The sequence below is a fragment of the Marinobacter sp. Hex_13 genome (assembly GCF_001566815.1).
In the GTDB taxonomy this organism is placed as follows: domain Bacteria; phylum Pseudomonadota; class Gammaproteobacteria; order Pseudomonadales; family Oleiphilaceae; genus Marinobacter; species Marinobacter salarius.
In genome coordinates this window covers 38,169-51,423 of the sequence record NZ_LSMM01000040.1, presented here as the reverse complement: position 1 = coordinate 51,423, position 13,255 = coordinate 38,169, and the positions used below count along the sequence as shown (strand labels likewise).

Here is a 13,255-nt window from a genome sequence, read left to right as displayed (position 1 = left end):
CCCATCGTGACCGCTCAGAGTACAAAACTGACTCCAGCGTGATGGCCGTGTGCAAACCGGTCACGATCCCCGGAATGACCGGTCACGTTCGCCGGAATACGCAATAATCGGATGTTTTGAGTTTTGATCACCCCCTAAGCTGGTTACAACATGTATTAACTTGGACAGGCACTCACTATGACATCTTCAATAAACACCGCTATGGGCGCTCGTGAATGGGTAATGTTGATCGTTCTGTCCGTCCTGTGGGGAGGATCATTTTTCTTCGTCGGTGTAGCTGTTGCAGACCTGCCGCCACTCACAATTGTTACGCTCAGGGTAGGAATCGCTGCCATAGCGTTATGGAGCTTCGCGTTGGTCATGGGGTTGCGCCCGCCAAAGAGCTTGGGGGTTTGGGCGGCATTTCTGGGAATGGGGTTGTTGAACAATGTCATCCCCTTTGTCTTCATCGTTTGGGGGCAAACTCAAATTGCGTCTGGACTGGCATCGATCCTTAACGCAGCAACTCCGATATTCACTGTAGTTGTCGCTAGTATGTTCCTACCTGACGAGCGTGCCACGCCCTTGAAAATTGTAGGAGTAGTGGTTGGTTTTATCGGAGTAGTTGTGATGATCGGCTTACCCGCTATCGATGGCGACAACAGCCTGCTAGCACAACTCGCTATCATTGCTGCAACTGTGTCCTATGCGTTTGCTGGCGTGTATGGTCGCCGATTTAAGGCAATGACTATAAACCCTATGATTACTGCTGCTGGCCAGGTCACTGCATCAGCGCTCGTGTTGGCTCCAATCGCCCTGATCGTAGACGGTCCTCTTGATATTGCAGCGCCCAGCATGAGGACATGGGGCGCTATCGTTGGGCTTGCCGTCCTCTCTACAGCTGTCGCTTATGTTCTCTATTTCAAAATATTGGAGTCAGCAGGAGCCACCAACCTGCTACTAGTTACATTGCTGGTTCCTGTCTCAGCGATACTGCTCGGATCACTTTTCCTAAACGAATCACTGGAGGCTGTCCATTTTGTGGGAATGGCGCTGATTGCTCTGGGCTTATCTGCCATCGATGGACGGCTATGGCGGCGCAGCAAAATGGCAAAAGCCTAACGCCTACTGAACAGAAAAGGCATGCAGCGTGAATGCCAGCCGAAGTCATGAAACAACCTTCTGGAATTGCTCCGATACGCGTGACACGCCCTAGCCTCAAACTGAGTCCTTCGGATTTGGACCTGAACGTTCGCTTTGCGACCGTCCCGCATCCCAGGCAATACCTAAACAAGAGCGGACATTCGAGTTAGGGCTTTTCTCCACAGACTCCAAGCTAATCACAGCCATTTCATCCGATATCGGGTGCTTGCCAATAGCATTTTGGTCTTAAGTTCCAATTTCAACTGGGATCGGCAACCTCAGCTTCGTCACAATCGGAGTATAAACATCGACTTCCGTGCTTTCTGTCTCGATCGAAACTACCAAACTATAACGAGTTTTTCGATTCCAGCACCCAAGGTGCGCCCTTTCTCTCCACCAACCAATTTTCGGCAAAACCGAAATAAAATTGGAAGCTGCCAACTGAGCAGAGGTTCCTGTCCAGGTATCTGAATGTATGGACCCCCGGTCTCTGGCTGTTGAACCAAGCACCCAATGGTCAGAAGCTGATTGAGTATTCGTCAGTTGCTCATCTTGTTCTCTAGCAGCCTTGTTTATCCGCTTGATGAACGCATCTTTGGATTCACCTGGATTATTGATATCGAATCGTAGCGCGTGAGAAGCATAGCGGTATCGATCTTTCCAACCGATTTCACCTGGCCCTGGTTCAACAAAATATGACAGCGTGACTTTCATCTTCACCTGCACATCATCAGGGAGCTCCTGCAAAACTTTCACCGGCCATGGAAGATCATAGAAATGCATATCGCGTGTACGCATTCCACCGCCAGACCTTTTATCGTATGGCTGGAGCTCTGCTTGGGCAATCAGCGTTAACGAATTTCTGGCACTGTAGAGAGCTTTATCGAGACTGGGTACGCCATACCCGCAAATTTTCAGCAGGTTCTTATACTCACTCTTGCTATCTCTACTCATGAACTGTTTTTTGAGGGGCTCCGGCCAGCTCGCGGAGTGAACCAAAAGTGCACGGATGGTTTCTTCCCAATAGTCTGGGTATTCAGCCCTTATGGCTCCCGCCATCCTCGCCAATTGTGCGGTGGCGGCACTCGTCATATTAAAGGGGTAAAAATAGCCCTGCACATCTGGCTGATAGGTTGTGGATAGGATTGAAAGATCATCGCATTCAGTAGCGAATCCCGAATCGTCTATTGCTAAATTGCCACCCTCTAACACTAGCTCAGGCTTAATGGGCCACTTGTTCTCTTCCCAAGTACTCGAAGTAGTAGAAAATGGCGAAAGTGTTTGCGCCTCAGCAACAGGCTGATAAGACGCAAGTTTCGAGTCAATGATATCGACGAGATTAGTGATCGCACCAACTGTAAGCGCGTTCCACGACTGGGCTGGATCATGAACCGACTCTGTCACCTGAATATCAGGATATTGCTGCGCCGCCTCTTTTACCTCCATCGTTTGCAGGGAATTACCGCCACTAATGATGAACAATCTTTGCTCGTCCCACGTGGCCGCCAACTGATCAATGCCAGCTGACCAGGAGCTAGGGCGCCCTCTATCGCGAGTATCCGTTGCAGTGACTGCCATGCAGTAAGATCGTTTTCTATGGGGCGCTTGTATTTCTGCTCTGCTGACTCCTTGAGCCGTAATATATCCCCAAAGTTGGGGCTCGTTTTCACCATCATGTGGCAAGATTTTCACCGACTCCAAAATGTGAGGAACAGGCACAGAATCAGAGCTTTCCAATAATGGAGTTAAATCTCCATACAAAGCGGTCCCCGCCATAAGCGTGCCATGACGATCATGGTCATGTGTTCCCCATGAAGGGTCGACAGATTGACAGTCTTCGCCAGATAAAAACGGTTTAATCAATGGGTTTCCATTGTTTATGCCTGTATCGAGAATGCACACCGATGACAATGGATTTTCAGGTCGGGAAATACGGTTCAGCAAGTTATCAACCCAACCAGCTTGCTCTTTGGCGTCCATCTCCATAAAAAGTGCAGTGGTGGTCTTTGCCAAGCGATATTCTGCAATTAGGTCACTTGCCTGTGTCAGCTTTTCCAAGTCAGCGGAGCTGGCGAAAACAACTTTAACCATCCGTTCTGGAAATTTTATTACGCCGTGGCGGGCTTCCAGTTCTAGTTGGGCGAGCAGCCTGTCAAAAATGTTTACATCTTCATCAGATTCTCCTCGCAGCCATACTTCCACCCATTTTTTGTCCGTCCCCGGCTTCGAGGCATTGGTATCCGTCCAAAATGAGTCAACCAACAGGGCGCTTCTGATATCTGATATGCTTGCTACCAAATCCTGATGTTTGGGGTTCCCTTTATCAGTATTCTGGCTCAGGTATTCGTCCAACTTCTTGGCAAAATATTTCCGCTTCTGATTAGAGACATATACGGTTGCCAACGTGATCAATTGACCGGACGTGTTCTTCTCTTTACGGACATTTAGCAGCCTGATTTCTTTGGATCGCATATCCTCTAGGCTTTTGGTAACTAACTCCGTATCTGGATCACTAATGAATTCGAGATAAACACCATTCCGCGCCCCGACTAAAGCAAGCTGGCTACGCTGAGATTCCTCCCAAGCTGCTGTAAACTGGCTCTGCAAATACTGGCCATGCTGAGCGCGATTCCTGGGAATAACTGTCTTTTCAATTGGAGCGGAAGCGGTACTGGTATAAAGGCGGGTTTCTGGCTGGTCAGGTAGAACAATATGAGGAAGCTTATCCATAAACTATTTCGTTTTCCAAAAAGGAGAGTATCAGAGCCCAGAATAGACCAGCCTCCGCTGATTTAAAGTACCAATTAATTCCGTGGCCGTTACCTTCGATCGATCATGGAGTACCGCTTCTTTAATCGCGTCGCGGCATGCCGAGCCTATTTCCGCCTGACTCAGGTCCTCACAGGCAGACAACACTTTTTTCCACGAGAAACGGCTGGCGAGAAAAGCTCCCATTATCAATTCAATTAGATGTTTTCGTTCACTTTCACCCGGAAGCGAGTAATAAAGCACATCATCAAATCGACGAAACAATGCCTGATCCAAAAGTTTGGGATTGTTCGTTGCAGCAACAATAATACTGTCCGAATTATCCTGTTCGATGAACTGCAATAAGGCGTTCAGAACCCGGCGCATTTCCCCAACATCATTGTCCATTGAACGGTCACCTCCGATGGCGTCAAATTCATCGAAGAAATAAACCCCTTGCTTTTGTTCCATGATGTCGAAGATCTGGCGCAACTTAGCACTGGTTTCGCCCATAAACTTCGTCACTAGTCGGTCCACCTGTACTGTGTAAAGTGGCAACTTCAACTCATGGGCTAGAACCCGAGCTGACATGGTCTTTCCGGTACCGGGCGGGCCAGCAAGAAGAATGCGTCGGCGATTAGATAAGCCATGTTGCTGCAACTTGCCACGCTGATAGAACTCTTTGATCACCCGGTGGAAACGGTCCAGCGTGGTCTTGGGCGCAACTAGGGATGTAAATGGGATATCCGGGATATCAGATACCACCAGACCTTTCAACTCCTGCGGGAAAGGGACTACCTTCAAGCCCTGCTGGACTCTCTTCCTATGATTGTCCACAAGCCCGCGAATTTCATGCGCGAGTGTCGCATGTCCTTGTTTTGCCTCATGGGCCGCCATCTGAAGGGCAATCGAGTAGAAACGCTCTCGATCCTCCTCAGAATAAGAGCGAATAAGTGATTTAATCTGATCCGCGGTGGCCATAGTTCTGCCCAGTTCAACTCTTCAAAAATAGCGTTTCATTCTACAGGAACTCAACATTGGCCAATAGGCAAAAATGTAGTTCCGACATTATCTGCCATTTTAGCATAGAAATGCGTCTAACAGACACGCTAATTTGTCAGAGCATCCCACTAACTGGTTTAATAGACGGCAAACTCCACAACAGAACCACAGATCTGATGAATGTTCGAACACTGAAAATGGCAGATGCGTGTTCAATATCGGGTTATACACGAGACCAGATGCGAGCCCTTTTACGGGATTTGCCTGCCTTTACAGGTGATCAAGGTGCCGGTCGAAGTCGGGTTTTCACGCGCGTTGAGCTGTTGGCGATTGCCGTGATCTCATTTATGGAGCAGAGATATGGTATTAAGCGTGCCGCTATCGGAACCATATTGGACCAGCTCCTAGAGACTCTCCAAGTCCCACGCGAAGTCGATCCGTATGCCTGCCTGGTGATCATCACAGGGGTACCGTCGGTTTCATACGCCCAACTGAATGAAACCGTTTCAGAAGGACTGGTTATCCCCTTGGCGCCTATTTTTGATCGATTAGATACATATCTTGGAGTCAAAACACCCCAAAGTCAGGTGGAAATCAGCTTTGGTCCTTCCTCCATTTGGCAGATCCCAACTCGCTCATCACGGGGGTGAGCAAAACCGTCGGATGTCTTGCGCCTGGGGCAAGTCCATTCCAGTCTGCGACCTCCACTGGACACGCTAGTCCAGCGCGACCTATGATTTCGTAATCCACGAATCTGAAGGTTCGCTTTGCGACCGTCCCGCATCCCAGGCAATACCTAAACAAAAGCGAACATCCGAAGAATGATGCTTTTATGCACCTGCTCGAAAGTCCATGCACAAGGCGGAAGTATTACATTGCCGCAATCTCGTCAAAATCCCTCAAAACCTGATCACCAACTGGTGTAAATTTGCAAGTTTTGGTCAGCGCATTTACGGCTCTATGTAGCGTTTCTGAGAGATCATCAGGGCAATCTGGATGCCTCTGGGATGGAGCACCAATCTGCTTCACGTAAAGTGTCATGTAGGCAATTGCGGCGGCGGCATGAAGGCTTTGGATAGCAGGGCGATCTGTATGCCTAATTTCAGAAAAAACTGGGATTCGAGGATCACTAATAAATATATCGTCACAGCTCAATACCAAAGACAGCGCTTGGTGCCCCATCTCATGAACTATGTCCATAGCCAGTAGAGTTCTAGAATAACCTTGCGGATAGCCAATGAAGATTTCACCACGGATCAAATCAGAACTTAAGCCTCGCGCCCTTTGGTCTTTTAACGGGACTATAGAGCAAATTAACGATCCGAAGACTTTTCTAAAAAAAATGGACGTTCTTTGAATTTCAAAGCAAATACTTCTAAGCTCGATAGCCATCTCCGGCCTAATTTCATTGATCTCACATAGCATTTCCCAATCTCTTGATCTGCCAATAAGATCGTTGAGCAAAAGTTCGGGTTTGCTCTTAAGAAATTCGGAGCTTGCTTCCAGATAGTCTCTACTTGTAATGACAATGCCTTTATCGGAAGAGTAGTAGTCTAGCAATATTCTGGGAGGAATTTCATCGATTGAGAACAAGCACATCCAAGGGGAGTACCTCTTATGATTTCCGCCTTCAAGATTCGCCCTCATCAAAGTCTTCTTTCGAAGGTTTGAGCTCAAAGTAGAGAGAGTTGAAGATGAGTCTTTACCGATTATCATGGTGACAACTCAGCCTCCTAATATATAAGTGAAGCCATTCCATTCACTGTTTTTTCGCCGAACTGCGTCAATACACAACCGTTACGAAGAGATCGGACGGCTGCCGATAACGCATCGGGCAAATGCTCTGCATATCCCGATACGTGGTCATCTGATATGAATGGCCTTGCTCGATCGCCATAAATTGATCGCGAAAATATAGTCATAAAGGCAAGTGCGGTAGCAGACACGAAAGCATGTTCGGCGGTTCTAATGTCATGGCGCACCTCATAAAAAATCTCTTTCTCTGGATCCGAATCAAATATTGAGTCAATACTGAACAAGCTCATACCGACCTGGTGCCCCAAGCCATGGGCAAGCTGAAATCCTGCGAGTAGTCCCGTGCGACCTTCTGGAAAAGTCCTAAAAATGACACCTCGTGCTAGGCTACTATCATATCCTGAAGGCTTATCGCGATCTAAGGGAACAACGAATTCAATTAAATTCGAGTAAAGCTCATCTAAGAAAGGAGAAGTGCTTAGCAGCGCCCTACCCTCTTGAAATGACGATATAGCATCTTGCCGACGATGCTTTATGTCGACCATGACCGGCCATTCGCTCTGATCTATAGGCATGTTTTCGGTAATCAGCGAGCCCTCATTCAGCAAAAGGTGCTGTATCGAATTAAGCTGGTATGGGTCTGTAATCAAGTCGCCTTTTCTATACTCCATTTCTTCAATGTCAAAGGAATTACTGTCACAGAGCGAGCAGATTTTAAGGCAGTCCCAAGGCTTGAAATGATCTTCGCTCGGGTTTTGGGCAGGCCCTACGTTCGCAACTGTTTTCTTATTGAGCTCGCTCCAAAGTTTCGAAACGAAAGCGGCATCTTCATCTAAATTCTTTCCGAAAAGCGCAGGCATACTGATTTTCCTTTTTCGTCCTTGATAAATTAAAAATAACCCAATGACCTATGCTTTGGCGTGTGAAGAGCTTTTTCTTATGACGGTCTTCTGTACATATTCGGGATCGACTTTTTCTAGAAGTGCTTTTAACTCGCTATTTTTTATCCTTTTTTCAATACGCTGCTTTTCTTTTTCACTTTTTGCCATGACGAAAGCCTCCATTTCGCTAGAAATATATATCTATCGATCTCATTCTTGGATTGAATTACGCGCCGCTTAATGACGCAATTGATAATTCCGAAAGATTTCGAAAATTTTGCTTCCTATCTTTCCTTTCCTGTTCTCTCGAAATTAACAATAGCTCAATCGCGAGCCGATTCAAGGAAGCTTAAATTGAGCAAAGAAAGGTAGAATCTCGCTCAGGAGGAGCTCAATGTTCGCTTTGCGACCGCAGCTTCAGTTCCGTATCTCGGCCAATCAAACTTTGGAACACCGCATTCAGTTTCGTGTGACCTACGAAGCTGAGGAGTAACCGCAGGATTAGGTCCATCAGATGGGCGCAGGTTACTCCTTGGTATCTCTATGGACTGAACGCGTCAACTATTCACCGGCTGAGGCTGCAATACCCGGCGACTCCGATGACGCGAACGCAACCCCACCATGATAAGTGGCACCACAATCATGGCACTGCCCGCGGCGAACCAAAGGTCGGGCATTTCATTGAAACCTATCCATCCAATTAGCACCGCCCAGATTAGGCCGGTGTATTCGGCGCTGGTCACCTGGTTGGCATCCACCTGCTGGTAGGCCAGCAACACGGTGATGTTGTAGCCCAGAATAAACAGGGCAGATCCCAGTGCACTGATAAGTATGGAGCTGTCCCAGGCGGCGCCTTCCCATAAGGCCAGTGCGCCGGCGGCCGGGATGATCAGCGCGTAATTCAGGAACAGCTTGTGAACGGTGGACTGCTGCTTCGGCAGTTTACGAACCATGACGGCGTTGATGGCCAGTGCAAAGGCGGAGGCCAGTGCGGCGATGGCCGCCCAGTTGAATTCTACTGGCCGCAGGATAACGACGATGCCGCCAAATCCGCTGAAGACGGCAAAGACGCTCAGCGGGGTCAGCTTTTCCCGGAACAGCATGACGGACAGCACCATGACCAGGATGGGAGCTGCGTAGAACACGGCGTTGGCGGTGGCCAGCGGCAGATTGCCGAGGGCAACAACCATGCACAGGATGCCAGCCAGGTGTATGTGGGCCCGCACGGCGTGGACCTTGATACCGGAAAACAGGTGTTTCCGGTTGAGTTGGCCGGCCAGGGGCAGTAGCAGCAACAGGGTGATGACGCAGCGCAGGAAGGCAAACTGGAATACGGGGGCGCCGGGTTCCAGCAGTTTGATGAACACATCGCTGATCAATGCCATGGCGTTGCCGATCACCAGCAGAAGGATTGCACTGTTTACGGTTTTGCCTGACATGATTTCGGCTCCTCTTGGTTGTGCTCCGACATCGGAGTTGTCGCCCTGCACACCACCCTTTCCAAAACACGCTCCTTCGGCACATTCATGTGACGCTTGGACTCCGCCATCCATGGCTCCGTACAGTTTTGGAAAGGGTGGTGTGCAGGGCTCCCTGAATCTTGTGATGGTGAGTCTAGTGGTGTATTACTATCCGATAAAATGATCTTTAATCACTTATCATTAGAAATTTAGATAATGAAGCTTCCACCTCTCAAAGCTCTACCCGTCTTCGAAGCCGTTGCCCGGCTGAACAGCTTTTCGCTGGCGGCGGAGGAGCTGGCGGTCAGTCAAAGTGCGGTCAGTCACCAGATCAAGCAGTTGGAAAGCTATCTCGGTGAGAAACTGTTCTGGCGCAGTGGCCGCACTCTGACGTTGACCGACGAAGGCCGGCAGTATCTGGATGGCGTGGGGTCGGCATTGTTGCAGATTGAACGGGTGAGTGAGCAGTTGCTGGGCCATGAGGAGTCGCGGTTACGGTTGTCGGTGTTCAGTTCATTTGCGGTGCGCTGGCTGGTGCCGCGGTTGCCGGATTTGCAGCGGGAGTATCCGCAACTGGATCTTTCCCTGGAGATGAGCAGTGAGAACCCGGTGCTGTCCGACCGGGTGGCGGACTGTTTTATCACTATCAAGCCGTCTTCCGCGGCATTCAGTTATGAGTTGCTGTATACCGAGCGGCTGTTTCCGGTGTGCAGCCAGGATTACTGGCAGCGCATCCGTCGGGAACTGGGGCGGGATTCGGAGGTTGAAGGGAGGGATGAGCCAGAGCTGTCGTCGGAGGAGGTGAGTCGTTTCCCACTGTTGTCCACCCACAGCATTTTCGACAAGGCCGCCGGTGACTGGGAAGCCTGGTATCGGGCGGTGGATCAGAAAATTCCCGGTACGGCGCGGATACAGCACTTCAGCCACATGTTGCTGGCTCTGGAGGCGGCCCGTTTTCATCAGGGCATCGCGCTGACCAACGATTACATGTTGAGCACACGACTGGATTCCGGCGATTTTGTCCGTTTGCCCAGTCACTCGGTGATGACGGGCGACAAGTTCTATTTCGCCTGGAAAACCAGCCGTCGGCGGGAGCGTGGGCTGCAGGTGTTGCGTCGCTGGCTGGTGGATGAGGCTATCCGCGGCGGCTTGCGGGGCGAGTAACAAGCCCCGGCGGCCTATTTATCCGCTTTTTTCTTCAGCAGCCGATGCTGTATTTCACCGACGATACCGCGGCGGAATACCATCACGCAGACGACGAACACAGTCCCCAGGATCACCTGTACCCAGGAGCCGAATGCCGACAGTTCATGGCTCAGGGCGCCGACGGTAATCGCACCCAGTACTGGCCCGAATATGGTGCCAAGGCCTCCCACCAGTGTCATCAGGATGACTTCCCCGGAGGTTTGCCAGTGCGCGTTGGTTAATGCCGCAAACTGGAATATCACGGCTTTTGTGGCACCGGCGGTTCCGGCGAGTGTGGCGGAAATGATAAACGCCAGTAGCTTGAAATGGTCGACGTCGTAACCGAGCGAGAGTGCTCTGGATTCGTTTTCCCGGATGGCCTGGAGGACCTCGCCAAAGGGGGAGTTGATGGTTCGGTGGATAATGGCGAAACCAATCATGAATACCGCAAACACAAAGTAGTACATGGCGATTTCGTTGTTGAGGCTGATGAAGCCGAAGAGTTCGCCACGGGGAATGCCCTGGAGACCGTTTTCACCTCCGGTGAACGGCATCTGAAGCGCCAGAAAGTAGATGATCTGCGCCAGCGCCAGAGTCACCATGGCAAAGTAGATGCCCTGTCGGCGGATGGCGAGGAAGCCGAATATCGTGCCGAGAATCAACGCAAACCCGGTGCCGGCAAGAATGCCGAATATCGGCCCGAATCCCCACTCTTTGGTCACATAACCGGTAATGTACGCGGCACCGCCGAAGAAGGCGGCGTGCCCGAACGACAACAGACCAGCGTAGCCGAGCAGCAGGTTGAAGGCGCAGGCGAAGAGCGCGAAGCACAGCAGGTCCATCACAAAGACCGGGTAGGCATAGAAGGGCGCGCCAAGGCCGGCGACCAGCATGATGATAAACAGAACGCGGTTGATCATGGCCTTACTTCTCCTTACCGAATAAGCCCGCAGGGCGGAACAACAGCACCAGCACCATCAGGAAGAAGATCACGGTGCTGGCCGCTGGCGGGTAAAACACTTTGGTAAGGCCCTCAATCAAGCCCAGCGCAAGCCCGGACAGAATGGCGCCCATAATCGAGCCCATGCCGCCGATCACCACGACGGCAAACACGACGATGATCAGGTCCGCCCCCATTAACGGGCTGACCGAATAGATCGGCGCGGCCAGTACACCTGCCAGGCCGGCTAGGCCGGCCCCGAAGGCGAAGGTGAGGGTGATCATCAGTGGCACATTCAGGCCAAACGCCTGGGTCAGGTCCGGGTTCTCGACACCGGCGCGCAGCCGTGAACCCAGTTTGGTGTGTTCGATGACGTACCAGGTGGCAAAACAGACCACCAGGGAGAAAATGATGGCGAACAGCCGGTAGGTGGGGAAGTACATGAACCCGAGGTTTACCACGCCACTGAGGCTCTCCGGTTGCCCGGGATAGGGTGTGCCGGAGACGTTGAAGTAGTTGGCAAACAGGCCCTGCAGGATCAGCGTGATACCGAACGTCAGCAGCAGGCCATAGATGTGGTCAAGGTCATAGAGACGCTTGAGCATGAAGCGTTCAATGGTCACCCCCAGAATACCGACGATCACGGGCGCCACCAGCAGTGACGCCCAGAATCCGATCTGAAGGCTGATACCGAACCACTGCTCCAGCAGAGAGTAGCCAATCAGTGCGATAAAGGCACCCAGCATGTACATGGCACCGTGGGCAAAGTTGATGATATTCAGCAGCCCGAATATCACCGCGAGCCCGAGACTCAACATGGCGTAGAACACACCCACATTCAGCCCAAGCAGCGCCTGGGCCAGTATGACCTGCATCGACACGTTGGCTATCTCCCCTGAAGCAGTGGTTAATCGGTGTGGTTAGTTAACCAGCGAACACTTGGTGTCTTCCAGCGAGATGTAGGCCTGATCCGCGGGGATCTTCGAGACTACCCGCAGCAGGTCCCATTCCTCACTGGCTTCGTCCGGCTTCTTCACTTCCACCAGGTACATGTCGTGGAGCATGGAGCCGTTGGGCAGAATCTTGCCCCCTTTCACGAACATGTCGTTAAGGGTCATGTCGCCCAGTTCGGCACGCACGGTATCGCTGTCGTCAGAACCGGTGGCTTTGACTGCTTTCAGGTAATTGGTGACCGCCGAGTAAACGCCGGCATGAACCATGGTGGGCATGGCGTTGTGGCGTTCATAGAAGCGGCGGGACCAGGCTTCGGTCTCGTCGTTCTGGTTCCACACGAAGGCAGTGGTGAACTGCAGGCCCTGGGCAATGTCCAGCCCCATGCTGTGGACGTCGGTGATGAACACCAGCATGCCGGCCAGTTTCTGTCCGCCCTGCACGATGCGGAACTGGTTGGCCTGTTTGATGGCGTTCACCGTGTCCTGGCCGGCATTGGCCAGGCCAATGACATCGGCTCCGGAAGACTGGGCCTGGAGCAGGTAGGAGGAGAAATCGTTGGTGGACAGTGGCGCATTGACGTTACCGACCACCTCGCCACCGAGACTTTCCACCACGGCGCCGGTATTGTCCCGCAAAGAGTGGCCGAAGGCGTAATCGGCGGTAATGAAGAACCAGCTTTCACCGCCGTTCTTGACCATCGCCGTAGCAGTACCAACCGGCAACGCGTGGGTGTCGTAGACGTAGTGAATACCGTAAGGCGTGCACTGTTCTTCTGTCAGTGCGGTGGTGCCGGCGCCGGTGTTCATGGTGATGATTTTCTTGTCGTTGGCCAGGCCCTGAACGGACAAGGCAACGGAGGAGTTGTCGAGGGCGGTGATCATGTCCACCTCTTCCGCATCGATCCACTCCCGGGCGGTACTGGCGCCGATATCCGGCTTGTTTTGGTGATCCGCTGAAATAATCTCAATGGGTTTGCCCATCACCGAGCCGCCAAAATCCTCGATCGCCATTTTGGCGGCAGTCACCGCGCCCGGCCCTTCGAGGGCCTTGTAAACGCCGGACATGTCACTGAGGACGCCGATTTTTACTTTGCCGTCGGTCAATTCGGCCGCTGCCGTGAGGGGCATTGCCAGGGTAGCCGCTGCCACGGCGCCTGCCAGTCCAGATTTCCAGTGCTTGAACATGGTGGGATTCCTTTTGTTATTAGA

12 protein-coding genes are annotated in these 13,255 nt (G+C 51.5%); 3 read left to right on the top strand and 9 right to left on the bottom strand.

Features of this window, described 5'->3' with window-relative positions; genetic code table 11:
• Nucleotides 1–177: 177 nt before the first annotated feature.
• Nucleotides 178–1,101 (top strand): DMT family transporter, encoded by a 924-nt coding sequence (locus AXW11_RS10850; RefSeq protein WP_091643061.1) that lies wholly within the window; start codon nt 178–180, stop codon nt 1,099–1,101.
• Between the two features lie 267 nt (nt 1,102–1,368).
• Here AXW11_RS10850 and AXW11_RS10845 read toward each other — a convergent pair whose 3' ends face one another.
• A complete protein-coding gene (locus AXW11_RS10845; protein ID WP_091643064.1) occupies nt 1,369–3,852 on the bottom strand; it encodes a S8 family peptidase in 2,484 nt (827 codons plus the stop codon).
• Between the two features lie 30 nt (nt 3,853–3,882).
• Nucleotides 3,883–4,851, bottom strand: coding sequence for an AAA family ATPase (locus AXW11_RS10840; protein ID WP_091643067.1), 969 nt, complete (start codon nt 4,849–4,851; stop codon nt 3,883–3,885).
• Between the two features lie 260 nt (nt 4,852–5,111).
• Here AXW11_RS10840 and AXW11_RS10835 point away from each other — a divergent pair, with 260 nt between their 5' ends.
• Entirely contained in the window at nt 5,112–5,522 is a 411-nt protein-coding gene (locus AXW11_RS10835; protein WP_143071153.1) for a hypothetical protein, read from the top strand.
• A gap of 220 nt (nt 5,523–5,742) precedes the next feature.
• On the opposite strand, the gene AXW11_RS10830 is transcribed toward AXW11_RS10835, so the two are convergent.
• The 4 genes from AXW11_RS10830 to AXW11_RS10815 all read right to left on the bottom strand — a co-directional run bounded on the left by AXW11_RS10830 (nt 5,743) and on the right by AXW11_RS10815 (nt 8,947).
• The gene (locus AXW11_RS10830; protein WP_091643073.1) at nt 5,743–6,519 is read right to left on the bottom strand and encodes an aKG-HExxH-type peptide beta-hydroxylase; all 777 of its coding nucleotides are present in this window, start codon (nt 6,517–6,519) and stop codon (nt 5,743–5,745) included.
• An 86-nt stretch (nt 6,520–6,605) separates the two neighbouring features.
• On the bottom strand, nt 6,606–7,487 hold the full coding sequence (locus AXW11_RS10825; RefSeq protein ID WP_091643075.1) for a hypothetical protein: 882 nt from the start codon (nt 7,485–7,487) through the stop codon (nt 6,606–6,608).
• A 48-nt stretch (nt 7,488–7,535) separates the two neighbouring features.
• The gene (locus tag AXW11_RS10820) at nt 7,536–7,676 is read right to left on the bottom strand and encodes a hypothetical protein (RefSeq protein ID WP_177190634.1); all 141 of its coding nucleotides are present in this window, start codon (nt 7,674–7,676) and stop codon (nt 7,536–7,538) included.
• Nucleotides 7,677–8,065: 389 nt separating this feature from the next.
• Nucleotides 8,066–8,947 (bottom strand): DMT family transporter, encoded by an 882-nt coding sequence (locus AXW11_RS10815; protein ID WP_091643078.1) that lies wholly within the window; start codon nt 8,945–8,947, stop codon nt 8,066–8,068.
• Nucleotides 8,948–9,184: 237 nt separating this feature from the next.
• Between AXW11_RS10815 and AXW11_RS10810 the strand changes: the two genes are divergently transcribed.
• Nucleotides 9,185–10,132, top strand: a complete 948-nt coding sequence (locus AXW11_RS10810) for a LysR family transcriptional regulator (RefSeq protein WP_091643080.1) — start codon at nt 9,185–9,187, stop codon at nt 10,130–10,132.
• Nucleotides 10,133–10,146: 14 nt separating this feature from the next.
• Here AXW11_RS10810 and AXW11_RS10805 read toward each other — a convergent pair whose 3' ends face one another.
• The 3 genes from AXW11_RS10805 to AXW11_RS10795 are packed head-to-tail and all read right to left on the bottom strand — an operon-like array spanning nt 10,147 to nt 13,231.
• The gene (locus AXW11_RS10805) at nt 10,147–11,073 is read right to left on the bottom strand and encodes a branched-chain amino acid ABC transporter permease (RefSeq protein ID WP_007155124.1); all 927 of its coding nucleotides are present in this window, start codon (nt 11,071–11,073) and stop codon (nt 10,147–10,149) included.
• Nucleotides 11,074–11,077: 4 nt separating this feature from the next.
• Nucleotides 11,078–11,968 carry a branched-chain amino acid ABC transporter permease gene (locus AXW11_RS10800; protein WP_036211490.1) on the bottom strand — a complete coding sequence of 297 codons (891 nt, stop codon included), beginning with the start codon at nt 11,966–11,968 and terminating at the stop codon, nt 11,078–11,080.
• 45 nt (nt 11,969–12,013) lie between these two features.
• Nucleotides 12,014–13,231, bottom strand: a complete 1,218-nt coding sequence (locus AXW11_RS10795) for an ABC transporter substrate-binding protein (protein WP_091643082.1) — start codon at nt 13,229–13,231, stop codon at nt 12,014–12,016.
• Nucleotides 13,232–13,255: the final 24 nt, after the last annotated feature.